27 protein-coding genes are annotated in these 25385 nt (G+C 69.4%); 21 read left to right on the top strand and 6 right to left on the bottom strand.

Going from position 1 to position 25385, the window contains the following annotated elements; translation table 11 throughout:
• Nucleotides 1-13 precede the first annotated feature (13 nt).
• Both ffh and ABD989_RS03685 read left to right on the top strand, forming a co-directional pair.
• The gene (gene ffh, locus ABD989_RS03690) at nt 14-1603 is read left to right on the top strand and encodes a signal recognition particle protein (RefSeq protein WP_246995388.1); all 1590 of its coding nucleotides are present in this window, start codon (nt 14-16) and stop codon (nt 1601-1603) included.
• A gap of 7 nt (nt 1604-1610) precedes the next feature.
• Nucleotides 1611-2684 carry an amidohydrolase family protein gene (locus ABD989_RS03685; protein ID WP_246995390.1) on the top strand — a complete coding sequence of 358 codons (1074 nt, stop codon included), beginning with the start codon at nt 1611-1613 and terminating at the stop codon, nt 2682-2684.
• A gap of 13 nt (nt 2685-2697) precedes the next feature.
• On the opposite strand, the gene ABD989_RS03680 is transcribed toward ABD989_RS03685, so the two are convergent.
• Together ABD989_RS03680 and ABD989_RS03675 are read right to left on the bottom strand one after the other, a co-directional pair.
• The gene (locus tag ABD989_RS03680) at nt 2698-4176 is read right to left on the bottom strand and encodes a cobyric acid synthase (protein ID WP_345312489.1); all 1479 of its coding nucleotides are present in this window, start codon (nt 4174-4176) and stop codon (nt 2698-2700) included.
• A 114-nt stretch (nt 4177-4290) separates the two neighbouring features.
• On the bottom strand, nt 4291-4944 hold the full coding sequence (locus tag ABD989_RS03675) for a hypothetical protein (RefSeq protein WP_345312457.1): 654 nt from the start codon (nt 4942-4944) through the stop codon (nt 4291-4293).
• 253 nt (nt 4945-5197) lie between these two features.
• Between ABD989_RS03675 and rpsP the strand changes: the two genes are divergently transcribed.
• The 14 genes from rpsP to ABD989_RS03605 all read left to right on the top strand — a co-directional run bounded on the left by rpsP (nt 5198) and on the right by ABD989_RS03605 (nt 15983).
• Nucleotides 5198-5725 (top strand): 30S ribosomal protein S16, encoded by a 528-nt coding sequence (rpsP, locus tag ABD989_RS03670; protein WP_246995394.1) that lies wholly within the window; start codon nt 5198-5200, stop codon nt 5723-5725.
• Nucleotides 5722-5964, top strand: coding sequence for an RNA-binding protein (locus ABD989_RS03665; RefSeq protein ID WP_345312456.1), 243 nt, complete (start codon nt 5722-5724; stop codon nt 5962-5964). The genes rpsP and ABD989_RS03665 overlap by 4 nt, the downstream gene beginning before the upstream one ends.
• A 14-nt stretch (nt 5965-5978) precedes the next feature.
• On the top strand, nt 5979-6515 hold the full coding sequence (rimM, locus tag ABD989_RS03660) for a ribosome maturation factor RimM (protein WP_246995398.1): 537 nt from the start codon (nt 5979-5981) through the stop codon (nt 6513-6515).
• Between the two features lie 2 nt (nt 6516-6517).
• A complete protein-coding gene (gene trmD, locus ABD989_RS03655; RefSeq protein WP_345312455.1) occupies nt 6518-7198 on the top strand; it encodes a tRNA (guanosine(37)-N1)-methyltransferase TrmD in 681 nt (226 codons plus the stop codon).
• Between the two features lie 58 nt (nt 7199-7256).
• Nucleotides 7257-8471 (top strand): hypothetical protein, encoded by a 1215-nt coding sequence (locus tag ABD989_RS03650; protein ID WP_345312454.1) that lies wholly within the window; start codon nt 7257-7259, stop codon nt 8469-8471.
• 169 nt (nt 8472-8640) lie between these two features.
• Nucleotides 8641-8982, top strand: coding sequence for a 50S ribosomal protein L19 (rplS, locus tag ABD989_RS03645; protein ID WP_246995402.1), 342 nt, complete (start codon nt 8641-8643; stop codon nt 8980-8982).
• A gap of 187 nt (nt 8983-9169) precedes the next feature.
• Complete coding sequence (gene lepB / locus ABD989_RS03640; RefSeq protein WP_345312488.1) at nt 9170-9943, top strand: signal peptidase I; 774 nt, start codon at nt 9170-9172, stop codon at nt 9941-9943.
• A 14-nt stretch (nt 9944-9957) separates the two neighbouring features.
• Nucleotides 9958-10617 (top strand): ribonuclease HII, encoded by a 660-nt coding sequence (locus ABD989_RS03635; protein ID WP_345312453.1) that lies wholly within the window; start codon nt 9958-9960, stop codon nt 10615-10617.
• Entirely contained in the window at nt 10617-10928 is a 312-nt protein-coding gene (locus tag ABD989_RS03630) for a DUF2469 domain-containing protein (RefSeq protein WP_246995405.1), read from the top strand. Before ABD989_RS03635 ends, ABD989_RS03630 begins: the two co-directional genes overlap by 1 nt.
• A gap of 261 nt (nt 10929-11189) precedes the next feature.
• Nucleotides 11190-11594, top strand: a complete 405-nt coding sequence (locus ABD989_RS03625) for a YraN family protein (RefSeq protein WP_246995407.1) — start codon at nt 11190-11192, stop codon at nt 11592-11594.
• Nucleotides 11595-11604: 10 nt separating this feature from the next.
• Complete coding sequence (locus ABD989_RS03620; protein ID WP_345312452.1) at nt 11605-13113, top strand: YifB family Mg chelatase-like AAA ATPase; 1509 nt, start codon at nt 11605-11607, stop codon at nt 13111-13113.
• On the top strand, nt 13113-14252 hold the full coding sequence (gene dprA / locus ABD989_RS03615; protein WP_425556468.1) for a DNA-processing protein DprA: 1140 nt from the start codon (nt 13113-13115) through the stop codon (nt 14250-14252). Before ABD989_RS03620 ends, dprA begins: the two co-directional genes overlap by 1 nt.
• Nucleotides 14253-14365: 113 nt before the next feature.
• Nucleotides 14366-15181 carry a hypothetical protein gene (locus tag ABD989_RS03610; RefSeq protein WP_345312451.1) on the top strand — a complete coding sequence of 272 codons (816 nt, stop codon included), beginning with the start codon at nt 14366-14368 and terminating at the stop codon, nt 15179-15181.
• Between the two features lie 133 nt (nt 15182-15314).
• Nucleotides 15315-15983, top strand: a complete 669-nt coding sequence (locus tag ABD989_RS03605) for a zeta toxin family protein (RefSeq protein WP_345312450.1) — start codon at nt 15315-15317, stop codon at nt 15981-15983.
• A gap of 16 nt (nt 15984-15999) precedes the next feature.
• Here the strand turns inward: ABD989_RS03605 and ABD989_RS03600 are convergent, their stop codons facing one another.
• Entirely contained in the window at nt 16000-17178 is a 1179-nt protein-coding gene (locus ABD989_RS03600; RefSeq protein ID WP_345312449.1) for a winged helix DNA-binding domain-containing protein, read from the bottom strand.
• A 67-nt stretch (nt 17179-17245) separates the two neighbouring features.
• Here ABD989_RS03600 and ABD989_RS03595 point away from each other — a divergent pair, with 67 nt between their 5' ends.
• On the top strand, nt 17246-18043 hold the full coding sequence (locus tag ABD989_RS03595; RefSeq protein WP_246995418.1) for a siderophore-interacting protein: 798 nt from the start codon (nt 17246-17248) through the stop codon (nt 18041-18043).
• Between the two features lies 1 nt (nt 18044).
• On the opposite strand, the gene ABD989_RS03590 is transcribed toward ABD989_RS03595, so the two are convergent.
• Nucleotides 18045-19412, bottom strand: coding sequence for a WS/DGAT/MGAT family O-acyltransferase (locus ABD989_RS03590; RefSeq protein WP_345312448.1), 1368 nt, complete (start codon nt 19410-19412; stop codon nt 18045-18047).
• Nucleotides 19413-19474: 62 nt separating this feature from the next.
• Nucleotides 19475-20932, bottom strand: a complete 1458-nt coding sequence (locus ABD989_RS03585; protein WP_345312447.1) for an MFS transporter — start codon at nt 20930-20932, stop codon at nt 19475-19477.
• Between the two features lie 98 nt (nt 20933-21030).
• Here ABD989_RS03585 and ABD989_RS03580 point away from each other — a divergent pair, with 98 nt between their 5' ends.
• Entirely contained in the window at nt 21031-21936 is a 906-nt protein-coding gene (locus tag ABD989_RS03580) for a tyrosine recombinase XerC (protein WP_345312446.1), read from the top strand.
• A 9-nt stretch (nt 21937-21945) separates the two neighbouring features.
• Here the strand turns inward: ABD989_RS03580 and ABD989_RS03575 are convergent, their stop codons facing one another.
• Nucleotides 21946-22467, bottom strand: coding sequence for a M23 family metallopeptidase (locus ABD989_RS03575; protein WP_345312445.1), 522 nt, complete (start codon nt 22465-22467; stop codon nt 21946-21948).
• Between the two features lie 248 nt (nt 22468-22715).
• On the opposite strand from ABD989_RS03575, the gene rpsB reads away from it, so the two are divergent.
• The 3 genes from rpsB (at nt 22716) to pyrH (ending at nt 25325) form a co-directional block, all read left to right on the top strand.
• Nucleotides 22716-23555 (top strand): 30S ribosomal protein S2, encoded by an 840-nt coding sequence (rpsB, locus tag ABD989_RS03570; RefSeq protein WP_246995426.1) that lies wholly within the window; start codon nt 22716-22718, stop codon nt 23553-23555.
• Between the two features lie 49 nt (nt 23556-23604).
• Nucleotides 23605-24429: a translation elongation factor Ts gene (tsf, locus tag ABD989_RS03565; RefSeq protein WP_345312444.1), complete on the top strand. Its 825-nt coding sequence runs from the start codon at nt 23605-23607 to the stop codon at nt 24427-24429.
• Between the two features lie 161 nt (nt 24430-24590).
• On the top strand, nt 24591-25325 hold the full coding sequence (gene pyrH, locus ABD989_RS03560; protein ID WP_246995430.1) for a UMP kinase: 735 nt from the start codon (nt 24591-24593) through the stop codon (nt 25323-25325).
• Nucleotides 25326-25385 lie beyond the last annotated feature (60 nt).

Here is a 25385-nt window from a genome sequence, read left to right as displayed (position 1 = left end):
GAAGGATGGGGGAATGTTCGAGTCACTCTCCGACCGGTTGACAGGTGCCCTCAAAGACCTTCGTGGCAAGGGCCGATTGACCGATGCCGACATCGACGCGACCGCGCGCGAGATCCGGCTGGCGCTGCTCGAGGCCGACGTCTCGCTGCCGGTGGTGCGGACCTTCATCGCGCGCATCAAGTCGCGGGCCAAGGGCCAAGAGGTCTCCGGTGCGCTGAACCCGGCGCAGCAGATCGTCAAGATCGTCAACGAGGAGCTCATCGAGATCCTCGGCGGCGAGACCCGTCGCATCCAGTTGGCCAAGACCCCGCCGACGGTGATCATGCTGGCCGGCCTGCAGGGTGCCGGTAAGACGACGCTGGCCGGCAAGCTGGCCAACTGGCTCACCAAGCAGGGGCACACCCCGATCCTGGTGGCCTGTGACCTGCAGCGACCGGGTGCGGTGCAGCAGCTGCAGATCGTCGGCGAGCGGGCCGGCGTGCCGGTCTTCGCCCCGCATGCGGGTACCTCCGTCGGCGGCGCCGGCGAGCTCGGCGTCGACGGGTCCGGCGATCCGGTGGCCGTCGCCACCGCGGGCGTCGACTTCGCCCGCGAGAAGCACCACGACGTGGTCATCATCGACACCGCCGGTCGCCTCGGCATCGACGAAGTCCTGATGGGCCAGGCGTCCGACATCCGCGACGCCACCCACCCCGACGAGGTGCTGTTCGTCCTCGACGCGATGATCGGTCAGGACGCGGTCGCCACCGCGCAGGCCTTCGCCGAGGGCGTCGACTTCACCGGTGTGGTCCTGACCAAGCTCGATGGCGACGCCCGCGGCGGCGCCGCGCTGTCGGTCCGCGAGATCACCGGCCGGCCCATCATGTTCGCGTCGACCGGCGAAAAGCTGGAAGAATTCGACGTCTTCCACCCCGACCGCATGTCTAGCCGCATCCTCGGCATGGGCGACGTGCTGTCCCTGATCGAGCAGGCCGAACAGCACTGGGACGTGGCCGAGGCCGAGAAGGCCGCCGAGAAGATCAGCCAGGGCGAACTGACCCTCGACGACTTCCTCCAGCAGATGCTGATGATCCGCAAGATGGGCCCGATCGGGAATCTGCTGGGCATGCTGCCCGGCGCCGGCGACATGAAGGACGCGCTGTCCCAGGTCGACGACAGCCAGCTCGACAAGATCCAGGCGATCATCCGCGGCATGACCCCCGCCGAGCGCGACGATCCGAAGATCATCAACGCCTCCCGGCGCATTCGCATCGCCAACGGTTCCGGCGTCACCGTGACCGACGTGAACCAGCTGGTGGACCGCTTCTTCGCCGCGCGCAAGATGATGTCGCAGATGTCCGGCCGCATGGGCATGCCGGGCGCCGGTAAGCGGAATGCGCGCAAGGGCAAGAAGGGCGCGAAGGGTCGCAAGGGCAAGGGCCGCGGTCCCACTCCGCCGAAGGCAATGCGCGGAGGCATGCCCGGAATGGGTATGCCGGGCATGCCGGGGATGGGCATGCCGCCGGGCTTCGACCTGTCGCAGATGCCGCCCGGCCTGGACCAGTTGCCGCCGGGCCTGGAAGGCCTGGACCTGTCCAATCTGAAGCTGCCGAAGAACAAGTAGGGCACCGATGGGCGTCGCCGAGCATTACCGTGGCCAGGATCCGTTCACCGGCGAGGCGCTGGAACTGTGGGTGGCCGACGGCGTGCTGTCCACCGAACCCGTCGCCGGGGCCACCACCGTCTCCGCCGACGGCTGGCTGGTGCCCGGTCTGGTCGACGCCCACAACCACGTGGGTATCGCGCCGGGCCTCGGCGTCACCATCGAGCGGGCCCGCGGCTACGCCTACGCCGACGCCAAGGCGGGGGCGCTGCTGATCCGCGAGGTCGGCTCGCCCGTCGACACGCACCCGCTCGACGACGACCCGCTCTGTCCGCGCTTCCTGCGAGCGGGCAAGCACATCGCCCGCCCCAAGCGGTACCTGCGCGACTACGGCGTGGAACTCGACGACCCCGATCAGCTCGCCGACGAAGTACGACGTCAGGCCGCAGCCGGCGACGGCTGGGTGAAGCTGGTGGGGGACTGGATCGACCGCGACGCAGGCGACCTGGCGCCCCTGTGGACCCGAGCCCAGCTCGACGCCGCAGTGGCCGCCGCCCACGAGGCGGGCGCCCGCATCACCGCGCACGTCTTCGGCTACGACGCGCTCGGCGACATCATCGCCGCCGGATTCGACTCCATCGAGCACGGCACCGGCCTCACACCGGACCTCATCGACGAGATGGCGGCCCGCAAGATCGGCCTGGTGCCGACGCTGATCCAGGTGGAGAACTTCCCGGGCATCGCCGACGGCGCCGACCGTTTCCCCACGTATCAGGCCAACATGCGCAAGCTGTACGCGAATTCGGGCGAGGTCTACGCCGCCGCCCGGGAGGCCGGCGTGGCGATCTACGCGGGAACCGACGCGGGCGGGTTCGTCGAGCACGGCCGGATCGTCGACGAGGTGGAGGCGCTCACCGGGATCGGACTGTCACCACTGCAGGCACTCGCGGCCGCGTCCACGGACGCCCGGACCTGGCTCGGGGTCGAGGGGCTGACCCACGGCGCCCGCGCCGACTTCCTGGTGCTGGACGCCGACCCGGCGTCGGACCTGAGCACCCTGCGGCGGCCCCGCCACATCGTCTGCTCCGGTCAGCACCTCTGACGTCTGCGAACTCTCATCCGGCACCTCCGGGAGGGAGGAGGGGCAGACCGGCTGTGACCCCGTCGCGGGCGAGTGTCAGGAGCGCGTCGACGTCGAGGTGCTCCTCGACCAGGTCGCCGAGCCGGTCGAGGCGCGCGTCCCGGGCGGCCGGGAAGCTCACCGTCGACGGCATCCGGTCCAGCATGGTCGCCAACAGCGCGCCGCGTAGCTCGTCGCCCTCCAGCGATCCGTGCCACATCGTGCCGAACACGTTTCCCGATCGCGCTCCGCCGAGGAACTCGTCGCCAGCGCCTCGAGTGATCCGTCCGTGGTGGATCTCGTAGCCCGAGGCCGGCACGCCCAGTGCAGCTCCGGTCGGCAGCCGAAGCGTCTTCTCCGCGACGAAGTCCGTTCGTACATCGAGCAGCCGGAGGCCTTCGACCTCCACACCGGAGGAGCCCTCGATGTCGTCCGGATCGGCGATGACTTGCCCGAGCATCTGGAAGCCGCCGCAGATCCCGAGCACCGGCCGACCACGCCCGGCGTGCTCGGCGATCGCTACGTCGAGTCCGCGAGCGCGAAGCCAGGCGAGGTCGTTGATGGTGGAGCGGGTGCCCGGCAGCACCACGAGGGCGGCGTCGGCGAGGTCGCGGGGATCGGAGACGAAGACCACGTCGAGGTCGGGCTCGAGGCCGAGTGCGTCGACGTCGGTGAAGTTACTGATCCGAGGAAGGCGTACGACCGCGACTCGGTGTGCCGCCTCGCCGGGTGAGCGCCGCCCGTCGAGGTCGAGCGCGTCCTCGGAGTCGAGCCACAGCGTCGGGTCCCAGGGGAGCACGCCGAACACCGGGCGGCCGGTCAACCGCGCCAGCGAGTCGAGGCCGGGCGCGAGGAGCGCCCGATCCCCGCGGAACTTGTTGACGATGAAGCCGGCCATCAGCTCCTGGTCCTCGGGGGAGAGAAGGGCGACGGTGCCGTACATCGAGGCGAAGACACCGCCCCGGTCGATGTCGCCGACAACGACGGTCGGCAGGTCCGCATGTCGGGCGAGGCCCATGTTGACGTAGTCGCTGGTCCGGAGGTTGATCTCGGTCGGACTTCCGGCGCCCTCGGCGACGATCACGTCGAAGCGTGCGGCAAGGTCGTCGTACGCCGTGTGGGCAGCGGATGCGAGTCGGCGCCGTCCCTCGACCCAGTCACCGGCGTCGACGACACCGCCCGGCTGCCCCATCAGGACGACGTGGCTGCGGTGGTCGCTGCCGGGCTTGAGTAGGACGGGGTTCATGGCCGGCTCGGGGACCACCCCGGCAGCCAGCGCCTGGACCCACTGAGCGCGCCCGATCTCGGCGGTGCTGCCGTCGGGCGCGGCGCAGACCATCGAGTTGTTGGACATGTTCTGCGCCTTGTACGGCGCCACCTTCACGCCCCGACGCGCGAACGCGCGACACAGTCCTGTTGTGACGACCGACTTGCCGGCGTCCGAGGTGGTGCCGGCGACGAGGAGGCCGCTCACCGGCCCATCTTCGTGCTTCCGCATGGCAACGACACTGTCACACGCGTCTGCTCCGGCCGGCACCACTGACGGCTGTGCCTGACCCTTCGGCGGGCTGTACAGCGAAGTGTCGATTCAGAGCAGGCGCAGGATGCCGATGACGATCAGAATGACCGAGACCAGCCAGCCGGCGCCGCGGGCGACGGCGCCCTGATTGGCGCGGGCCTTCGCGAAGACACGGCCCACCCACGAGTGGGGGAAGCGGCGCACCAGGCCGAGGAGCAGTGCGCACAGGATGGGCAGGCTCAACGCGACCGTGGCGAACAAGAAGATACCGGCGTAGCGTTCGCCTGCCGGAATGTCGCTGGCCGACAGCACGGCCAGGCCAGCGAAGAAGGGGACCGAGGTGGCCGACTGGATGCCGCCCAAGATCATGCCGACCAGGACGGTCAGCGGCGACGGGGATTTCAGCGGGGTCAGGATCCGATCCATCATGGCCGACGAGTCGCCGCCCCGATACGTGAGGATCGCGGTGACCACGCCGGTCAGGATCAGCAGCACGCCGAACACCGGCGAGTCGACGATGTGCGCGACGATCTCGCCGAAGCCGTCGAAGACCAGGAGGGTGACCAGCGCCAGCAGGAACACGCCCAGCCAGTCGCCGATGACGAGCAGCGTCGCGATCCAGCGGTAGCGGCCGGGCGGCAGCATCATCGCGAGAGCGACGAGTACGCCGATCAGCAGGACGTTGATCGCGTCCACGAACGCATAGGCGAGGGCGTTGAGCATGCGTAGGGTGCTCTCCGTTCCTCGTCCTCGTCTGTCGCCGGCGACGGTTGCCCCGGCGGAGGCGAGTCTAACGGTTGCGTGTGCGCAGAGCGAACGACGGCTTTTGGCCCTGGCTGGAGCGCGTGGCAGAATAGAACGCTGGTTCGCCGGAACCGGTTACGCACCGACCGGCGGTCACCCCGTAAGAGATCGCAAAACCGGATCCACGCACTGTGGATCGCTGAATTGCGCAGTGACTCAAGAGGAATGCTTCATGGCTGTCAAGATCAAGCTCACCCGGCTCGGCAAGATCCGGAACCCGCAGTACCGCATCGTCGTCGCCGACGCCCGCACCCGTCGTAACGGCCGTGCCATCGAGACCATCGGCAAGTACCACCCGAAGGAAGAGCCCTCGCTGATCGAGGTCGACTCCGAGCGCGCGCAGTACTGGCTGAGCGTCGGCGCGCAGCCGACCGAGCCGGTTCTGAACCTGCTGAAGATCACCGGTGACTGGCAGAAGCACAAGGGCCTCCCGGGCGCCGAGGGCACCCTGAAGACCGCTGAGCCCAAGCCGACCAAGCAGGAGCTGTTCGCCGCTGCCCTCGCAGCCGCCGAGAACGAGCCCTCGGTCGAGGCCACCACCGCCAAGAAGAAGTCGGCCAAGAAGGCTGACAAGGTCGAAGAGGTCAAGGACGAGGTCAAGCTGGCCGAGCCCGAGACCGCCGCTGTGGCCGAGGATCTGGCTGCTGACGGCAAGACCGTTGGCGAGGCCATCGAGGCCGGTGACGAGGCCAAGGCGTGAGTGCCGTCATCGCTGACGCCGTCGACCACCTGGTGCGCGGCATCGTCTCCAGCCCGGACGACGTTCGGGTCGAACTGATCACCGGTCGACGCGGCCGCATGCTCGAGGTGCACGTGAACCCCGAGGATCTGGGCAAGGTGATCGGCCGTAACGGTCGCACCGCCACCGCGCTGCGCACCCTGGTCGCCGGTGTCGGCGGCCGTGGCATGCGCGTCGACATCGTCGACACCGACCGCTGATCGGGTCCGCCACGATGGATCTCGTGATCGGCCGTGTGGCCAAGACGCACGGCGTTCGCGGTGAACTCGTGGTGGACGTGCGCACCGATGACCCCGGCACTCGTTTTGCCGTGGGTTCGGTGCTGCGCGGCCGCGCGCCCAAGGGTGGCGGCGAAAAGAACTACACGGTGACAGCCGCCCGGCCCCATGCCGGGCGGCTGTTGCTGACTCTCGCCGGCGTGGCCGATCGCACCGCCGCTGACGCGCTGCGCGGCGTGCTCTTCCTGATCGACGCCGCGAGCGTCGACTCCGGGGACGACCCCGACGAGTTCTACGACCACGAACTGATCGGTCTGGCCGTCACCACCGTCGACGGTGACGCCGTGGGCCCGGTGGCCGACGTCCTGCACCTGCCCGGCGGCGAGCTGCTCGCCGTGACCGGCGCCGACGGACGCGAGATCCTGATCCCGTTCGTCACCGAGATCGTGCCGACCGTGACCCGCGAGGGGATCGTCGTCGATCCGCCGGCCGGCCTGCTCGAAGACCTGCCCGCCGAGCCTGTCGAAGGCTGACCGTGCAGATCGACGTTCTCACCATCTTCCCCGAGTACCTCACGCCGCTGCATGCGGCGCTGCTGGGAAAGGCGATCGACGCTGAACTGATCAGCGTCGGCGTTCACGACCTGCGGAATTGGGCGCACGACGTCCATCGCAGCGTCGACGACACCCCGTACGGCGGCGGCCCCGGCATGGTCATGAAGCCGGACGTGTGGGGCCCCGCGCTCGACGAGGTGTGCCCCGACGACGCGCTGCTCGTGGTGCCGACACCTGCGGGGCGACCGTTCACGCAGGCCACGGCCGAGCGTTGGAGCACCGAGAAGCATCTCGTCTTCGCCTGTGGGCGGTACGAGGGCATCGACCAGCGGGTGTTCGACGACGCGGCCCGCCGCGTGCGCGTCGAAGAGGTCTCGCTCGGCGATTTCGTGCTCATCGGCGGCGAAGTGGCGGTGATCGCCATGGTCGAAGCCACCACCCGGCTGATTCCCGGGGTGCTGGGCAACCCGCAGTCGCACCGCGAGGACTCGTTCTCCGACGGACTCCTCGAGGGCCCCAGTTACACGCGGCCCAAACTCTGGCGCGACCTGGAGGTCCCGCCGATCCTGCTGTCCGGCGACCACGCCAAGGTCGCTGCCTGGCGGCACGAGCAGTCGCTTGCGCTGACCCGGGAACGTCGACCCGACTTGCTCGACGACTGACTTCCTTCTTCTCCGGTGCGTTGCGGAACCGGCGGGGCTTCCGGCACGTCCAAGACACATGGGCCCCCGCTCCAACTGGAATATCGATATCGCCGAACTTCTCGCGCGCATCGATTCGATGGATCCGGGCGGAGCGACCGCTGACGCCGCGGAGATCCGGCGGATCATGAATGCCGCGCGGGCGATTGCCGTGCGGCTGCTGCTGCGTTTCGACCAGATGGACGGCTTGGCTGGTGTCGGTGCGGTGGCCGCCGACGAGCAGGGAACGGCCCTGGGCAAGCGCATCGGCGAAGTCGCCGATCGTTTGAGTCCGGTCGCCATCGCCGTGGACGCCGCCAGCGGTGATCTGGCCGCGAGTGTCGCTGCGCGCCCCGCACTGCTCGCCACGGTGACCAGCGGTGGGGGCGCCGCCGCGGCGCAGGTGGCTCGGGAGCGCGTGATGCAGCAGCTGTACAGCGACCCGATGAGCCCGCGTTCGGACGGTCTCGCCGGGCAGTCCGGAAGCGCCGCCGGGGTCGGCGGGCCGGCGCTGGGGCCGATGTCTGCGGGAACCGCCGCGAGCAATGGCGTGGTCGGGGGCGGGGGAGACAGGCCCGCCGGTCTCGCCCCGGAGGGCGGGTCGCCGACTGCGGGTGCGCCGGCGGCGTCGGGCCCGGGCGGACGAACCGGTCCCGCGGGTGTGGACCGGTCCATCACCGGTGGTCCTGCACCGTCGGGTGGTCCGGCGGGTGGCCCGACGCCGCCGGGCGGACCTACCGGAGCTCCCGCAGGCGCCGGACCGACGGGCTCGCCGCCGCTCGGCGCCCCACCCGTGGCGGTGCCGCCGCCGTCGACCGTGCCGACCCGACCGGCGCCGGTGTACTCGGTGCGTCCGGTCCTTCCGGTCGTGGGGTCGACGCTGCGGCTGCCTGGTGTGCCCGCGGCGCCGAGTCCAGGCGCGCCGACCACCGCGGCGGCCCCGCCGGTGCGGCCGCTCGGGTCGCCGACCGCGGGGCCGGCGAGCGCGGTGCCGTCCGGCCGCGGCGGCACCGGGAACGGTGCGGGACCGTTGGGTTCGGGCGGGGTGCGCGGGGCCGGTGCCGAGGAGGAGAAGCGTCGTCGTCCCGGCTACTTGCTGTCGTCGTTGGAGTTCGCCAGGCTGGTGGGGCCGATGCCGGTGGCCGGTCCGGCGGTGCTGGGAGAGCCTGAGCCGGCGTCGTCGGACGTGGCCGTCGACGAACCTGATCAGAGCCCCACCGACGACGATGATCAAGAGCTGGATCTCACCCTGTGACCGGGATTTCGCTCTCGGGTTCTCTTCTGGCAGAATTGCATCCCGTTGCGTGTCCGCTGGACGCGCTGCGACTACTGACACGGGTACGAACCGGTTGGTCCCGGGCGGGTGCGCAGCACTCCGGGCGCCAGGTTCCTCTGCTCCACGCTAAGCCAGATGGGAACACTCCATGAACACTCTCGATTTCCTCGACAAGCAGTCTCTCCGTGACGACATCCCCGAGTTCGCCCCCGGCGACACCGTCGACGTCCACGTGAAGGTCATCGAAGGCTCGAAGGAGCGTATCCAGGTCTTTAAGGGCGTCGTGATCCGTCGCCAGGGCGGCGGCCTGCGCGAGACCTTCACCGTCCGCAAGGTGTCGTTCGGCGTCGGCGTGGAGCGTACCTTCCCGGTGCACAGCCCCAACCTCGCCAAGATCGACGTCCTCACCCGCGGTGACGTGCGTCGCGCCAAGCTGTACTACCTGCGCGACCTGCGCGGCAAGGCTGCCAAGATCAAGGAAAAGCGCTGACCTGCGCTGACCTGACTTCCCGGGACCCCGGCACCGACTTTCGGTGCCGGGGTTCCGGCGTTGAGGGACCGGGAACCGCGGCGCACCGTTCGGTGCGGCGGCGCGCCGCGTCGCGCTGCCGCTAGGCTGGTATCTCGTGAGTGACAACGACGCCGTAGATCCGGACGACCGCGGCACCGAGCCCGAGATTCCGGCGCAGGATCCGGGGGCGGCCACCGGCAAGGATGCGGACGACGACGGCAAGCGTCGCAAGGGCGGACTCCTCCGCGAACTGGCCATCGTCGTCGCGACCGTCCTGATCTTGATGTTCGTGGCGTCGACGTTCCTGTTCCGCCAGTACGTGGTGCCCAGCGAGTCGATGGAGCCCACTCTGCACGGCTGCTACGGCTGCACCAACGACCGGATCCTGGTCGACAAGCTGACCTACCGCTTCACCGATCCCAAGCCGGGCGACGTGATCGTGTTCAAGGCGCCCACCTCGTCGTGGGACGGTGCCTGGAGTTCGCCGCGGTCGTCGAACGCCGTGGTGCGCGGTATGCAGAACGTGCTGTCGTGGTTCGCGCTGGCGCCGCCCGACGAGAACAACCTGGTCAAGCGCGTGATCGCGACCGGCGGCCAGACCGTCGCCTGCCGCAATGAGGACGGCAAGGGCGTCACCGTCGACGGCAAGTCCCTGACCGAGCCGTACATCGACGTGGAACTGCAGAACGAGACCTACAGCGACTCGACCGGTGTCCTCGGCGGCGGCAGCTGCTACGGCGGCGATTTCGGTCCCATCAAGGTGCCCGACGGCAACGTGTGGGTGATGGGCGACAACCGCAGCTCCTCGGCGGACTCGCGCGCCCACATCGACGACGAGTTCCAGGGCACCGTGCCGGTCTCGGACGTCCGCGGCAAGGTGCGCTTCATCCTGTACCCGTTCTCCCGGTTCGGTGGGGTCGGGTCCGTCGACCCCCAGTAGTGCCGGGAGCGCACGTGTCGAGGTCGACGAGTTGGCCGCCGCGCACCACGGTGCGCCGTTCGGCGAGCCTGCGGACGCTGGAGTTCACGCTCGAACGCAGCGGGCTCGGTCCGGTGGCCGGGGTCGACGAGGCCGGCCGCGGCGCCTGCGCGGGACCGCTGATGGTGGCCGCCTGCATCCTGCGGCCGCAGCAGCTGAAATCGCTTGCCGATCTTGACGATTCGAAGAAGCTGAGCGCCGTGACGCGCGACCGCCTGTACACGGCCGTCACCAAGCATGCGCTGGCCTTCAGCGTGGTGGCGATCGAGGCCGAGGAGATCGACCGGATCGGGATCCACGTGGCCAACCTGCGCGGCATGCGCCAGGCCGTCGCCGGCCTGTCGATCCGGCCCGGGTATGTGCTGTCCGACGGCTTCGCCGTGCCCGGGCTGCCTGCGCCGTCGTTGCCGGTGATCGGCGGCGACGCCAACGCCGCCTGTATCGCCGCGGCCTCGGTGCTGGCGAAGGTCACCCGGGACCGGGTGATGGCCGGCTACGACGACCTGCATCCCGGCTACGACTTCGGCGTCCACAAGGGCTACAGCACGGCCCGGCACATGGCTCGGCTCGACGTCCTCGGGCCGTCGCCGGAGCACCGGCTGTCGTACCGAAACGTCTCGGATAGGCTGGCGTAATGAGCGCTGAGGACCTCGAGAAGTACGAGGCGGAGATGGAGCTGTCCCTGTACCGCGAGTACAAGGACCTGGTCGGCCAATTCTCGTACGTGGTGGAGACCGAACGACGGTTCTACCTGGCCAACGGCGTGAACATGGTGCCGCGCAACAACGACGGCGAGGTCTACTTCGAGATCCACCTGACCGACGCCTGGGTGTGGGACATGTACCGCCCGGCGCGGTTCGTCAAGCAGGTGCGCGTGGTGACGTTCAAGGACGTCAACATCGAGGAGCTCGAACGCTCCGAACTCCGCTTGCCCGACGAGCCCTGATCGCGAGCCCTGATCCTGACGAACACTGAGCCCGACGAGCACTGAGCTCGTCGGGCTCAGTGCTGTACCAGTCGGCGGCCCTCTGCCGTCTGGTGCAGTCGTCTGGTGACTGCACCAGACGGCAGCGCTGTCCGGCGGGCTGTGAAGCGTTTGCTTGGTTGGTTGCTGTGATGGTCGGGGTGCTGTGGACAGGTGGCGCGGTCCACAGGGCGTGAGGGTTCCCGGTTCTTCCCGCAGCGAGCTCGCAGCAGGCTGGTTGGCATGGGGGAGAACACGGTGCGCCGCGACCGGCGTGGACAAGTGGGTCGGATCGGGGAGGACTTCGCAGCCGAGTTCATCGACTCGATCGGCTGGAAGATTCTCGACAGGAACTGGCGCACGCGCTACGGCGAACTCGACCTGATCGCCGCCGACGGCGGCACGCTGGTGATCGTCGAGGTGAAGACGCGGGCCTCGCACACCTACACCGATCCGGTCGCCGCCATCACGCCGACCAAGCTGCGGCGCATGCGCTTGCTGGCACGACAGTGGTTGGCGGCCCAGCCCGATCCGGCGCCGTGGTGGGAGGTGGTCCGGTTCGACGCGATCTCCGTGCAACTCGATGTGCGCGACCCCGAGGATCGGGCGGCGGCCCGGCTGCGTCACCACCGCGGCCTGGTGGAGTGAGGCGGCCGGCATGCGCGTCGTCGGGAATGTGCACTCCATGGGGCTGGGTGGCTTCACCGGCCAGCCGGTGGAGATTCAGGGCAACATCGGGCAGGGGCTGCCGAAGTTCACCGTCAGCGGCAGCGTCGACGCGTCCCTGCGGGAGGCGAAGGACCGAGTCCGCGCGGCGATCGTCAACAGCGGCTTCAAGTTTCCGGAGTTGGCCGTCACGGTGGCGCTGGCACCCGCCCAACTGCGCAAGGAAGGATCGGGATTTGATCTCGGCATGGCACTGTCGCTGCTTATTGCCGGGGGACAGGCGGCGACGGAGCGGCTGCGCGGCACGGTCTTCCTCGGTGAGTTGGCGCTCGACGGCCGGGTGCGCGCGGTGCGCGGCGTGCTGCCGTTGCTGCTGGCGGCGCGGGATCACGGCTTCGTCCGCGCGGTGGTGCCGGTGGCGAATCTGCGCGAGGCCGCGTTGGTCGACGAGTTGGAAGTCGGTGGGGCGCAATCGCTCTCGCAGGTGGTCGCCTGGCTGGCCGGCGACGGGGCATTGGACTCGGTGAGCGACGATCCGGTGCCGCCGGCGCCGTCGGTCCCGGACATGGCCGACGTGGTGGGCCAGTCCGCGGCCCGGCAAGCACTCGAGGTGGCCGCGGCGGGCGGGCACCACGTCCTCATGGTGGGGCCACCGGGGATCGGCAAGACCATGCTTGCCGCGCGTCTGCCCGGGATCCTGCCCGAGCTCGACCCCGCGGAGTCGTTGCAGGTCACCGCGATTCACTCGGTGGCCGGCACCCTGCCCGACACGCACCCGCTGATCACGGTGCCGCCGTTCGTCGCACCGCACCACAGCGTCAGCGCCGCGGCGCTGCTCGGCGGCGGAACCGGGATGGCGCGCCCGGGCGCCGTCTCCCGAGCCCACCGCGGCGTGCTCTTCCTGGACGAGTGCGCCGAGATGGGGGCAAAAGTGCTCGACGGTCTGCGACAACCGTTGGAGGAAGGCGAGATCCGCCTGTCCCGTCGCGACGGTGACACGAAGTACCCGGCGCGGTTCCTACTGCTGCTCGCGGCCAACCCGTGCCCGTGCGCGCCCGCCCACGACATCGACTGCGTGTGCAGCTCGGTGGTGCGCCGACGGTATCTGGGCAAACTGTCGGGTCCGTTGCTCGACCGCGTGGACATCCGCGTCCAGATGGAACCGCCGGGACCCACCATGCTGCTGACCGGACAGGGCGAGCCCAGCGCGGCGATCGCCGCGCGGGTGGCCACCGCCCGAGCGCAGGCGCGGGAACGGTGGCGGGAACAGGGGTGGACCACCAACGCCGAAGTGCCGGGAAATGCTCTGCGCCAAGACTTTCCGCTCAGCCGGGCGGCGCTCGCACCGATCGAACGCTATCTGCGCGACGGGCGGATCACCGCGCGCGGGGCGGATCGCGCACTGCGGTTGGCGTGGACACTCAACGACCTGCGGGGCGGCACGTCGCCGGAGCTCGACGACGTGGCGCAGGCCCTGATGTATCGGGACAGGAACTTCTGATGAGTGCGATGAGTGACGACGACCGGCGTGCATGGGCATATCTGGCGGCGGTGGCCGAGCCTCCGTGTGCCCCGCTGATCGCACTGGCGGCGCGGTACGGGGCGGTCGAGACCGCGCGAATGATCAAGGCCCGGAAGCTGCCCGCGGGCAACGCTGCCGTACTCACGGCCACGCAGGCACGCTGTGAAACAGACTCGGCCTCAACCGATCTGGAGACCGCACACCGTCGCGGAGCCCGGCTGGTGACGCCGGAGGACGACGAGTGGCCGGGCTGGGCGCTGCTCGCGCTGGACCAAGCGAGCACGTCGGTGCGCGGCGGCGGACCGCTGGCGCTGTGGGTGCGTGGCCCCGCGAACCTGGGGGACGCGAGTGCGGTGGCTGTCGGGCTGGTCGGGTCGCGTGCGGCCACGTCGTACGGAACCCACGTTGCCGGCAGGTTGGCGTCCGGGCTGGCCGACCAGGGCGCGTCGGTGGTGTCGGGCGGGGCGTACGGGATCGACGGCGCCGCCCATCGGGGAGCGTTGGCGACCGGTGGTCGGACGATGGCGGTGCTGGCGTGCGGGATCGACCGGGACTATCCCAGCGGGCATGCGCGCCTGCTCGAAGAGATCGGCGACCACGGGCTGGTGGTCAGCGAGTACCCGCCCGGCACCACTGCGGCCAAACATCGGTTCCTGACGCGGAACCGCCTGGTGGCGGCACTGTCGGCGGCGCTGGTGGTGGTCGAGGCCGGACGACGGTCGGGCGCGGCGAACACCGCGGCCTGGGCACGGAACCTGGGGCGACCGCTGGGCGCGGTGCCGGGTCCGATCACGTCGGCCATGTCGGTGGGTTGCCATCAGATGATCGCGGACGGGCAGGCCGCGCTGGTGATCGACGCGCCCTCGGTCCTGGCGCTCGTCGAGGCCAGCGGGCACGACAACTTCGTACGATCCCCGGCCACCCCGATCGACGGCCTGCCACCGGACCAGTTCGAGGTGATCGAGGCGCTGCCCGCGCACGGCGGCCTGCGGGTCGAGGAGATCGCCTTCAGCGCCGGCAAGCCGGTCGCCGCGGTCCTGACCGCGCTCGCCGTCCTGGAGGTCAAGGGGCTCGTCGACGGGTCTTCCGGGGTGTGGCGTCTTGCGGAGTCCTGGTGATCCGCGGTCGCGTGGGGTCGGGGCCTGCGCCTTCGCTGTTTGCACGTTCTACCTGGGTATATACTCGAATGTATGGGCGCGAAGGACGATGGTGGAGTGAGCATATGCCTGGCGTGAAGAGATCGACCAGGATGGCCGGGCGAATGCGATCCGGGCGCATCGGCGGACGCCGGGTCGTAGCCGGTGCGGCGCGAGGTGCCTTCGCGAGCGGCGGCTTGAAGCTGCACGGTGCGGACGGCGAGCCGGTGATGGTCAGGGGCACGGCCACGGGAATCGTCGTCGCCGGGATGCGCAGAGCCACGACCGGAAAGTCGACAACAAGCGGACGCCCGAAGGGTGCTGTTCGATATGGCGTCGCGGAGGCCTCGAAGTTGGTTCTCTACGACGGTAAGGGCAATCCGCTGAAGGGCACCGACATTATTTCCGCGCTGGCAGCGACCGGACACGCAGGACTACGTGATGCCAGAGCGAAGCACACTGCGAAGCAATCGGCCCGGCAGTTGATTGCCGCGGTGAAGGCGCAAGAGCGCTTGGTGAAGGCACGACGGGTACGCGCAATCGTGACCGGTGTGACCGAAGAGGGAATGAGTCAATCCGAGGTTGCGGTGCTCGCCGAAATTTCACAGGCGCAGGTGAGCAGAATCATCAAGGCTGCGGGTGCCGACATGCTCACCCCGACGCCCAACGAGATCATCGACGAACGTGACGCAGGTGAGATCGATGACGCAGAAATGCTGGCTCGTCTGATCGAGATCGACTGCACCTACAACCAGTATCCCGACGGTGGCAATGCGGCGGTCGACGCCTTTGTGCCCGGTACATGGAACCAGATCGAGTCGGCGTTCCACGGTGGGCGGATCACCTACGAGCAGTACCGGCTCATCGTCCAGGCACATGCGCAAGAGTTGAGAAATAGTAGCGGCCAGTGAGCGCTGCGTCCGCAGTCGTCGCCGGCCAGCTGGCCAGGCTCACCGAACCGGTGGGCCGGCGTCTACGGACAGCGTTCGGAGCACGGAGCGGCTGTACATCGCCGATCCTGCGCGTGCATTGATCAGGCGCCAAGTGATCCGCTCGCATCTTGCGCGCCACACCGGGGTCGGTCGAGACCGGCGCGCGGTCGTTACCGCGGGACCGCCCGGCGCGGGGAAATCTACGCGCTTGCGCGAGTCTGCTCGGCCGGATTTTCGTGACATCGATCCGGACGAGGTGAAGGACTCGCTACTACTGCAGGCGATGGCCGATGGGATCTACCAGGACCTGTTCGACCTTGTGCTCGCCGATGACCGTCCAGTAGCCCCGCGAGAACTGGCAGCGCTGGTGCATCGCGAGTCGACAATTGTCGCCGACGAACTGCAAAGGCAATGCCTGAGCAACGGTGAGAACGTGGTCATTCACGGCACACTCGGATGGTCGGGAATCGCCGCGCAGCTGATGGGCCGCCTGGTGGAGGCGGATTACGCGCACCTGGAGATCGTCGATGTTCAGGTCGACCTATCGGAGTGCCGAAGTCGTGCGCTTCGCCGGTGGTGGGAGCGACGGGGCGGGCCAGACGTCCTCGGCGGACGCTTCACGCCGGAGGCCGCCATCGCGGAACTGTACGTCAGTGACTCGGAAACGGTATGCACCCGGCACGCGCGCGAGCTCTTCACGCTGGCGACGTCATCGGAAGCCTTCGAATCCGTCCAGCTCGTCACCTTCGGTCTGGACGGACGGCGACGCATCGAAGATTAGGGACGCAGGGTCTCACCTAGTCGTCTGGCCTGAGCACGTGCACGATATCGGCGCCACGCAGGTGCGCCATACGTTCGGCCGCCGACGTCAGCTGGGACTGGACCTCGTCGGTGAGCGGGGTGAACTCCGTCACCGTGAGGGTGAGGGAGGTGCCGCGTTTGCGGGGCCGCCAGGTGCCGGCGACGCGGCCGTCGACCAGCACGGCGCCCGGCCCTTCGAGGTTCGTGAACACCGCCCGGTGGTGGGCCGGATCGACGATCGTCGCCCGGTCCCGTTGACCCAGGTACGGATCCAGCGCGGGCAGCAGGTGCACGCCGCGCGGCGGGGGAGACTCGCGCAGGTCATCGAGGTCCGCGGTGAGCAGCCAGGCTTCGCCGTCGTAGTCGACGGCGGTCAATTCGTCGTCGATCAGCGACCACCAGCCGCCCGTGTCGCCGGTGCGGACACCGAGCCAGGCCGCGAAGTCGTGCCGCGTCGACGGGCCGTAACAACGCAGGTAGCGCCGCACCAGTTCTGCCCGGGCGCGTTCGGGATCGGCGGCGGGGAGGTCGCCGAGCCACTCGCGGCACAGCACGAAGGGCGCGGTGTTGCCCTCGCGCGGCGCGAAGCAGACCAGGCGCTCCAGCGTCAGAATCCGCAGGCAGAAGTGCACCACGGCCTCACCCAGCGGCTGCCCGGGTGCGTGCGGGCCTTCGGCCAGCCAGTGGCGTCGTCGTTCGGTGGACAGCTGCGGCGCGATGGCGGCGGCTGCCTCCGCGCCGAGCGGGCCGATCGGCATCCGGCGGCCGGCCAGGACCGCGGTGACGGCGTCCCGGCACCGGGCCACCGCCTCGTCGAGCGTCAGGTCGAGCGTGGCCAGGGCCGGGATCACGCCCCGAATCAGTTGTGCGCGAACATCTTCCGTGGCGCCGAGGACACCGGTGGTGAAGACCGGTAGATCGGCGACGGGGACGAGGAAGGGTGCACCGCGCATCGACCAGGTCCGTATCAGCGCACCGGAATCCAGAGCGTCGTCGAGGTCCTGCGCGGTCAGCGTCGGCAGGCGCGCGCCGAGGGCGAGCAGCGCGGCCCCGGGCGGGGAGTCGCCGATTCCGCAGGCCCCGGCGGCGGAGGCCAGGTTCGAGGCCGGCGCCGTGAGGTGATGCCGACGAGCCCGAAAGGCGATCACTTGCTCGCGGGTCACCGTGATCGCCATGCCCTCGAGACTAGCGTCAGTTAGGGGTGCCTTACTCGTGCCGACGGATGCCGGTACGGTGAAGCTCATGTCCAAGAAATTCCAGACGATGTCGGTCCTGCGCACCGAATGGCTGACCGATCACATGGTCCGAGTGTGGTTGGGCGGCGAGGGATTCGACGACTTCGCCCCCGCCGCCGATGCCGACGGCGTCGACACCGACATGTACGTCAAGATCGCCTTCCCCGTCGAGGGCGCCGACGACCCGACCCTGCGCACCTACACCGTGCGCCGCTACGACGCGGACGCCCGCGAACTGGCCATCGACTTCGTGGTCCATGGCGACGACGGCATCGCCGGACCCTGGGCGGCCCGCGTCCAGCCGGGTGAACGCGTCACCTTCCGCGGCCCGGGCAGCGGTTACCGGCCCGACCCGACCGCGCCCTGGCACCTGCTGGTCTCCGACGAGGCCGGGCTGCCGGCACTCGCCGCAGCCTTGGAGGCGCTGCCCGGCGACGCGGTCGCGCAGGTCTTCATCGAGGTCGCCGGGGAGGCGGACGAGCTGGAGCTGATCGCGCCTGCGGGAGCGACGATCACCTGGGTGCACCGCGGGGCCACACCCGACGCGGCCGGCGAGGATGCCAGCGGCGACAACGCCCCGGTCATCGCGGCCGTACGCGCCGCGCCCTGGCTCGACGGCGAACCGCAGGTCTTCATCCACGGCGAGGCGCAAGCGGTGATGAAGAACCTGCGTCCCTACGTTCGCAAGGAACGCGGAGTCTCGGCGCAGCGTGCGGCGTCGATCTCCGGTTACTGGCGACGCGGCCGCACCGAAGAGGGCTTCCGCCAGTGGAAGGCCGACGAACGCGCCGCCGGCCAGAACTGACTCACTCGGCGGGTGGTGCCTCGCGGGCCGGGAGCTCGGCGATCGCATCGAGCATCTCGGCCATCGATTCGCGGGTGTAGTCGGCCAGTCGCTGCAGGTGCGGCAGGGTGTCGCGGCAGCCGACGAAGCCGAGCGTCACCGTGTCGGCGTACCCCACCAGCGTCACGTTGAGGCCGTAGCCGTCGACCAGGAACGAGATCGGCACCAGCGTCAGCAGTTCCGCGCCGAGCAGGTACAGCTTGTCCTTGCCCAACACCACGTTCGAGACGGTGAAGTTGAAGAGCGTGGGCGTCCGGTCGCCCAGGCCGGTGTGCTGAGCGATCAGCAGCGGAGTGAGCCCGATCAGCGCGAAGTAGTCCTGCGCGGTGCGGCTCAGATGGTCGATGTCGTCCTTGCCGCGTCGGGTGTGGGCGGCCACCACCTTCATCCGCTCCAGCGGATCGGCGATGTCGGTGCCCAGCGGTGCGACGATGCCGGTCGCGGCGTTCCGGGTGTCCGATTCGCGGGTCAGCCCGATCGGTACCGACGCGGTGAGGCTCTGCTTGGGGAGCGCGTCCTGCTCCAGCAGGTACCGGCGCACGGCGCCGCCGATGATGGACAGCATCACGTCGTTGACCTTGGCGCCGGTGGCCTTCGCGATCTCCTTCAGCGTGGCCAGCTCCATGTTCTCGATGGCCACGCGACGGTGCGGCCCGAGGTGCTGGTTGAACTGCGAATCCGGCGTGCTGACCGCGGTGCGGATCACGCTTTCGGAGCCGAACGTCATCCGGGCCACCCGGTTGAGCACCTCGGCGGTGGCCAGCGTGCCCTCGGTGAAGCGGCGCGGAAGAATCGTCAGCTTCTGCAAGAACCCCATGTCTGGGCTCTCGTCCGGGGTGCCGGTGGGCGGCAGGCCCGTCGGATCGGTGCTGAGCCAGCTCTGGATGGTCTCGACGGCGGCGGCGCCGTCGGTGGCGCAGTGATGGGCCTTGAAGTAGAAGGCGAAGCGGTTGTCCGACAGACCTTCGATGAGGTGGGCCTCCCACACCGGTCGCGACAGATCCAGCGGACGCGAATGCAGGTACTCGACGAGGGTGCCGAGCTCGGCCTCGCCGCCGGGGGCGGGCAGTGCGTGCAGGCGCACGTGGTAGCTCGGGTCCGGGTCGGCCTTCTTCCAGTACGCGGCCACCGCGATCGGAACGTGGGCGATCTCGCTGTCGTATGGGAAGGGGAGATAGGCGAGCGCGGAGAAGGCCTCGTAGACCTGGCGCACGAAGTCGTCGGGGGCGTCCTCGGGAAGGCGGAAGATCGCCAGCGCGCCGATGTGCATCGGTGTGCGCGCGGACTCCATGCGCAGCATGGCGTGATCGAGCGGCGTGAGGAGCTTCATGCTGTGAATCCTAGGCCCGGGTTCGGATTCCTTCCGGAGGATCGCCGCCCGGGTGATTCACATCAAAGGATGCGGTGCTCCTCGATGGGTGGCTGCCTGGGCACGGCGAAGGCGGTCAGAGCCGAGATCACGCAGGCCGCCAGCGCGATACCGGCCGCCCAGAGGTAGGCCGACGACGTCGGTACGCTCACCGGGCCGACATCGTCGGGTCCCGGCACGACGACGCGGGAGGCGGCCAGGATCATGCCGACCACGGCGGTGGCCGCCGAGGTGCCGATCGACCGCATCAGCGCGTTCACGCCGTTGGCTTCACCGGTGTGCGAGACGGGCACCCACAGCATGATCAACGCGGGCATGGCAGAGAACGCGATGCCCAGACCTGCGCCCACGACGATGTTGATGCACAGCAGCCACCACCAGGCGCCCTGCCACGGCCCGCCGAGCATCAGCAGCAGCAGGCCGTAGCCGACGCCGAGGACGGCCGCGCCCAGCGAGAGCGAGATCCGGGGGCCGCGCTGCCGGGTGATCTCGGCGGAGACGTACGAGAACGCGAACATCACCAGGCCGCCGGGCATCAGCACCAGCGCGGCCAGGACCATCGACAGACCCATGCCGACGCTGCCTGCCGACATGGCGGAGGTCGGATCCATCAGGAGCTGGATGGGGATCATCTGCATCGCGTAGAACGCGTAGCCGACGGCGACCGACGAGATGTTGGTCAGCAGCACCGGCCGGGCGATGTTCAACTCCAGGTTGATCAGCGGATTCCGGTGTCGGCGTTCCCACCGCCACCACAGCGCCGAGAACACGACGAAGGCGCCGAACAGACCGAGGATCGTGGGACTGGCCCATCCCCAGGCCGCGCCCTTGGACAGGGCCAACAGCACGCAGGTGAGCAGCGCGGTGAGGCCGACCGCGCCGACCGCGTCGAATCGACCGCCGGTGGCCTCGCCGTGCGTCGGTACCGTCGCGAGAACGGCGACGAGCGCCAGCAGCGCCACCGCGCCGCTCACCCAGAACAGCGCCTGCCAGCTCAACTGCTGGGCGATGACCGCGGCGAAGGGCAGCCCGAGTGCGCCGCCCACCCCCAGTGACGCGCTCATCGCGCCGACCGCGGGACCGAGCCGCGCGGCGGGCACGATGTCGCGCATCAGGGAGATGCCGACAGAGACCGCGCCGATGCCGAGACCCTGCAAGCCGCGTCCGACGAGGAAAACCAGCAGACCGCCGGCCATCGCGCAGACCGCCGAGCCCAACGCCACCGCCGCCATGCTGGCGGCCAACACTCGCCGCTTGCCGAACATGTCGCCGAGCCGTCCCGCGATCGGCGTGATCACCGCGCCGACCAGCAGCGTGATGGTCAGCGCCCACGAAGCATTGGTCGGGGAGGTCTCGAGCAGCGTCGGCAGCAGCGGGATCAGCGGCACGATGATCGTCTGCATCAGAGAGACGACGATGCCGGCGCCGCAGAGCACGGCGACGGCCAGGCTCGGGTGCTGCTCGGGCGGAGAGGAGGTCACGGCGGCAATTCTGTGGGTGGGAGGAGTGGCGAGTAAGCGTTCGCTTCTCACACGCTATACCGCGGTCGTGATATCTCCACCCCAGTAGACTCGGACCCATGTCCGGGGTGCTCGACGATTACGCGGAACATCTCCGCTTCGAGATGGGCCGCAGCGCGCACACGGTGCGCGCCTACGTCGGCGACGTGCGCGGCCTGATCACCTTCGCCGGCGCGCGCGGGGTGGCGATCGCGGACCTCGACCTCGCACTGCTGCGGGCCTGGCTCGCCGAGCAGAGTCGACGCGGCGCGGCGCGCACCACCGTCGCCCGCCAGGTGTCCTCGGCCAAGAACTTCTGCGCCTGGGCCGCCCGCGAGGGTCTGCTGCCCGCCGATCCGGCCACCCGGCTGAAGGCGCCCAAAGCCCATCGCGTGCTGCCCGCGGTACTGACCCCCGACCAGGCGATCGCAGCGGTGCAGACCTCCGGTGTCAGCGCCGATGAGGGCGAGGGCGACGGGAACTCGCCGATGGAATTGCGGGACCGGCTGATCGTCGAACTGCTCTACTCCACCGGCATTCGCGTGGGGGAACTCTGCGGTCTGGACCTGGCCGACGTCGACCTCGACCGGCGCGTGGTGCAGGTGGTGGGCAAGGGCGACAAGCAGCGGGCGGTGCCGTTCGGCGCCCCGGCGGCCACCGCGATCGACGACTGGCTGCGGACCGGGCGTCCGGGGCTGGCCACGGCGGCCTCCGGCGAGGCGCTGCTCCTCGGCGCGCGGGGGGGTCGCCTGGACCAGCGGATGGCCCGCACCGTGGTGCACCGGGCGACGGCGGCGCAGGGTGCCGAGGTGGGCCCGCACGGGTTGCGGCACAGCGCCGCCACCCACCTCCTCGAAGGCGGCGCCGATCTGCGCGTGGTGCAGGAACTCCTGGGCCACTCGTCGTTGGCGACGACCCAGCTGTACACCCACGTGAGCGTCGAACGACTCCGGGCGGTGCACGATCAGGCGCACCCGCGGGCCTGACAACAGCGCTCACGGCCAGTCGCCGACCGGTTTGAGTCGGACCACGACCGCGCCCACCAACGCCAGCGGATTCAGATAGCGGGCCGACGATCCCGAACCGAGCCGCGCACCCCAGTGCAGACAGGCGGCCACCGGACAGCCCGGATGGCCCGGCTCGAGGTAGCCCAGCACCTGGCCACGCAGCACGGAGTCGCCGGTGCGCACCACCGCCCGCACCGGCTCGTAGGTGGTGGCGATCTGATCGGGGTGCAGCACCGAGATCGTCGGACGACCGGCCACCGAACCGGCGAACCGCACCCGGCCGGCACCGGCGGCGATCACCGCGGCCTGCGGTGCCGCGCCCAGGTCCACCCCGCGGTGCCCGGCCAGCCAGCGCTGCGCCGGGGGATCGAAGCCGCGCGTCAGCGCCGGGCGCGGAGCCAGCGGCCAGTCGTACCGCACACGCGGGGCGGCGTGAGCCCAGGCTCCGGCCACCAGGAGAATCAGTAGTGCACCCGCCAGTCCGACGGCGCGTCGTCGCGCAGAACTCATGCCGGTTAGACGTTCGTCGGTCGCGAGCGGATCCCCTTTTGGATCCCGGGCGTGTCGACGAGTAAGGTGGACAACTGCATCTCGTCGCATGTCGACGAGGTGACTACGCGCGTTCGCGCGTCCGGCCCTTCCGGCCGGACACCACGACCGAAGCACACGGTCCCGGAGCATTCCGGGCGGCCTCGGTCAGCGGACGCCAGGGCCGATCGTCGACCGACGTTCGGTGCAACCGAGATAAAGGAATACCCATGGCAGTCGTGACCATGCGGCAGCTGCTCGACAGCGGCGCGCACTTCGGACATCAGACCCGTCGCTGGAACCCGAAGATGAAGCGCTTCATCTTCACCGACCGCAACGGCATCTACATCATCGATCTGCAGCAGACGCTGACCTACATCGATCGCGCCTACGAGTTCGTCAAGGAGACCGTCGCCCACGGCGGCACCGTCCTGTTCGTCGGCACCAAGAAGCAGGCCCAGGAGTCGATCGCCGCTGAGGCGACCCGCGTCGGCATGCCGTACGTGAACCAGCGTTGGCTCGGTGGCATGCTCACCAACTTCAACACCGTGCACAAGCGTCTCCAGCGCATGAAGGAGCTGGAAGCGATGGAGCAGACCGGTGGCTTCGAGGGTCGCACCAAGAAGGAAATCCTCATGCTGACGCGTGAGAAGAACAAGCTCGAGCGCACCCTCGGCGGTATCCGCGACATGGCCAAGGTTCCCTCGGCCATGTGGGTCGTCGACACCAACAAGGAGCACATCGCCGTCGGCGAGGCGCGCAAGCTGAACATCCCGGTCATCGCGATCCTGGACACCAACTGCGACCCGGACGTCGTCGACTACCCGATCCCGGCGAACGACGACGCCATCCGCAGCACCGCGCTGCTGACCCGCGTCATCGCCTCGGCTGTCGCCGAGGGCGTGCAGGCACGTGCCGGCCAGTCCGGTGGCGACACCAAGCCCGAGGCCGGCAGCGGCGAGCCGCTGCCGGAGTGGGAGCAGGATCTGCTGACCTCGGCCGAGGCTCCCGCTGCTGAGGCGCCCGCCGCCGAGGCTGCCGCCACCGAGGCCCCCGCGGCCGCCGAATAGTCGACACCGACTAGTCCCACCACTTCTTTTCTGAAGGGAGTCGCCACCCATGGCGAACTACACCGCTGCAGACGTCAAGCGTCTGCGCGAGCTCACCGGCTCGGGCATGCTCGACTGCAAGAACGCCCTCGCGAACAACGACGGTGACTTCGACAAGGCTGTCGAGGAACTGCGTATCAAGGGTGCCAAGGACGTCGGTAAGCGCGCCGAGCGCGCCACCGCCGAGGGCCTCGTGGCCGCTCGTGACGGCGTCATGATCGAGATCAACGCCGAGACCGACTTCGTCGCCAAGAACGAAGAGTTCCAGAAGCTGGCCGACGACGTGCTGACCGCCGCCGCCGCGCTGCGCTCGAGCGACCTCGACGCGCTGAACGCCGCCCCGCTGGGCGACGGCACCGTGGCCGACGCCGTGGAAGCTCTCTCGGCCAAGATCGGCGAGAAGCTGGTTCTGCGTCGCGTCGCCGCGTACGACGGCCCGGTCGCGGTCTACCTGCACAAGCGTGCCTCGGACCTGCCCCCCGCCGTGGGCGTGTTGGTCTCGTACACCGGTGTAGGCGATGCGGCGGCTGAGGCCGCTCGCGGCGCCGCCATGCAGGTCGCCGCGCTGCGCGCCAAGTACGCGTCGCGCGAGGAGGTGCCCGCCGATGTCGTCGCCGCCGAGCGTCGCATCGCCGAGGAGACCGCCAAGGCCGAGGGCAAGCCGGAGCAGGCACTGCCCAAGATCGTCGAGGGTCGCGTGACCGGCTTCTACAAGGACGTCGTCCTGGTGGATCAGGCTTCGGTGACCGATTCCAAGAAGACGGTCAAGCAGATCCTGGAAGAGGCCGGCGCCAGCGTCGTCGGTTTCACCCGCTTCGAGGTCGGCCAGGCCTAAGCGCCGCACCACTTCTTCGGCCCCGGACGTTCCCCGCGCGACAAGCGTGGGGAAGGTCCGGGGCCGAAGTGTTTTCGGCGCGCCCGGCCACTATGCTTAGGAGAGTTTTGGGCACACGAGAGTTGTGCCCATCCCGTGAGCGCGAGGAGCGAAGTTCAAAAATGACCGACTCGGCGGCACCCGTACGGCGCGGTGGTTTCAGCAGGGTACTGCTGAAGCTCGGCGGTGAAATGTTCGGCGGAGGCTCGGTGGGTCTGGACCCCGACGTGCTCGGCACCGTGGCCGACCAGATCGCCGAGGTGGTCGCCAGCGGCGCCCAGGTCGGCATCGTGATCGGCGGCGGCAACTTCTTTCGCGGCGCCGAACTGCAGCAGCGCGGCCTGGACCGGGCCCGCTCGGACTACATGGGCATGCTCGGCACCGTGATGAATTGCCTTGCGCTGCAAGACTTCCTGGAGAAACGCGGCATCGATACCCGCGTGCAGACGGCCATCACCATGGGGCAGGTGGCCGAGCCGTACCTGCCGCTGCGCGCCGTGCGTCACCTTGAGAAGGGCCGCGTCGTGATCTTCGGCGCCGGCATGGGCATGCCGTACTTCTCCACCGACACCACCGCCGCCCAGCGCGCGCTGGAGATCAAGGCCGAAGCGGTACTGATGGCCAAGGCCGTCGACGGCGTCTACTCTGCCGACCCGCGGGTGGATCCGAACGCGACCCTCTACCGCGAGATCACCCACCGCGAGGTCCTGGAACAGGAACTGAAGGTGGCCGACGCGACCGCCTTCTCGCTCTGCATGGACAACAACATGCCGATTCTGGTGTTCAATCTTCTCCAGCAGGGCAACATCGCACGCGCCGTGGCCGGCGAAGCGATCGGCACCCTGGTCTCGTCCTGACGGACCCGACTCCACCCTTGACCCGCCAGCCACTCACGACCTAACGACGAAGGAAACCGC

Origin of the sequence: Gordonia alkaliphila, from assembly GCF_039542465.1 — a bacterium.
In the GTDB taxonomy this organism is placed as follows: Bacteria; Actinomycetota; Actinomycetes; order Mycobacteriales; family Mycobacteriaceae; genus Gordonia; species Gordonia alkaliphila.
Note: the sequence above shows the minus strand (reverse complement) of the source record. Positions and strands in the feature narration are given on the sequence as shown.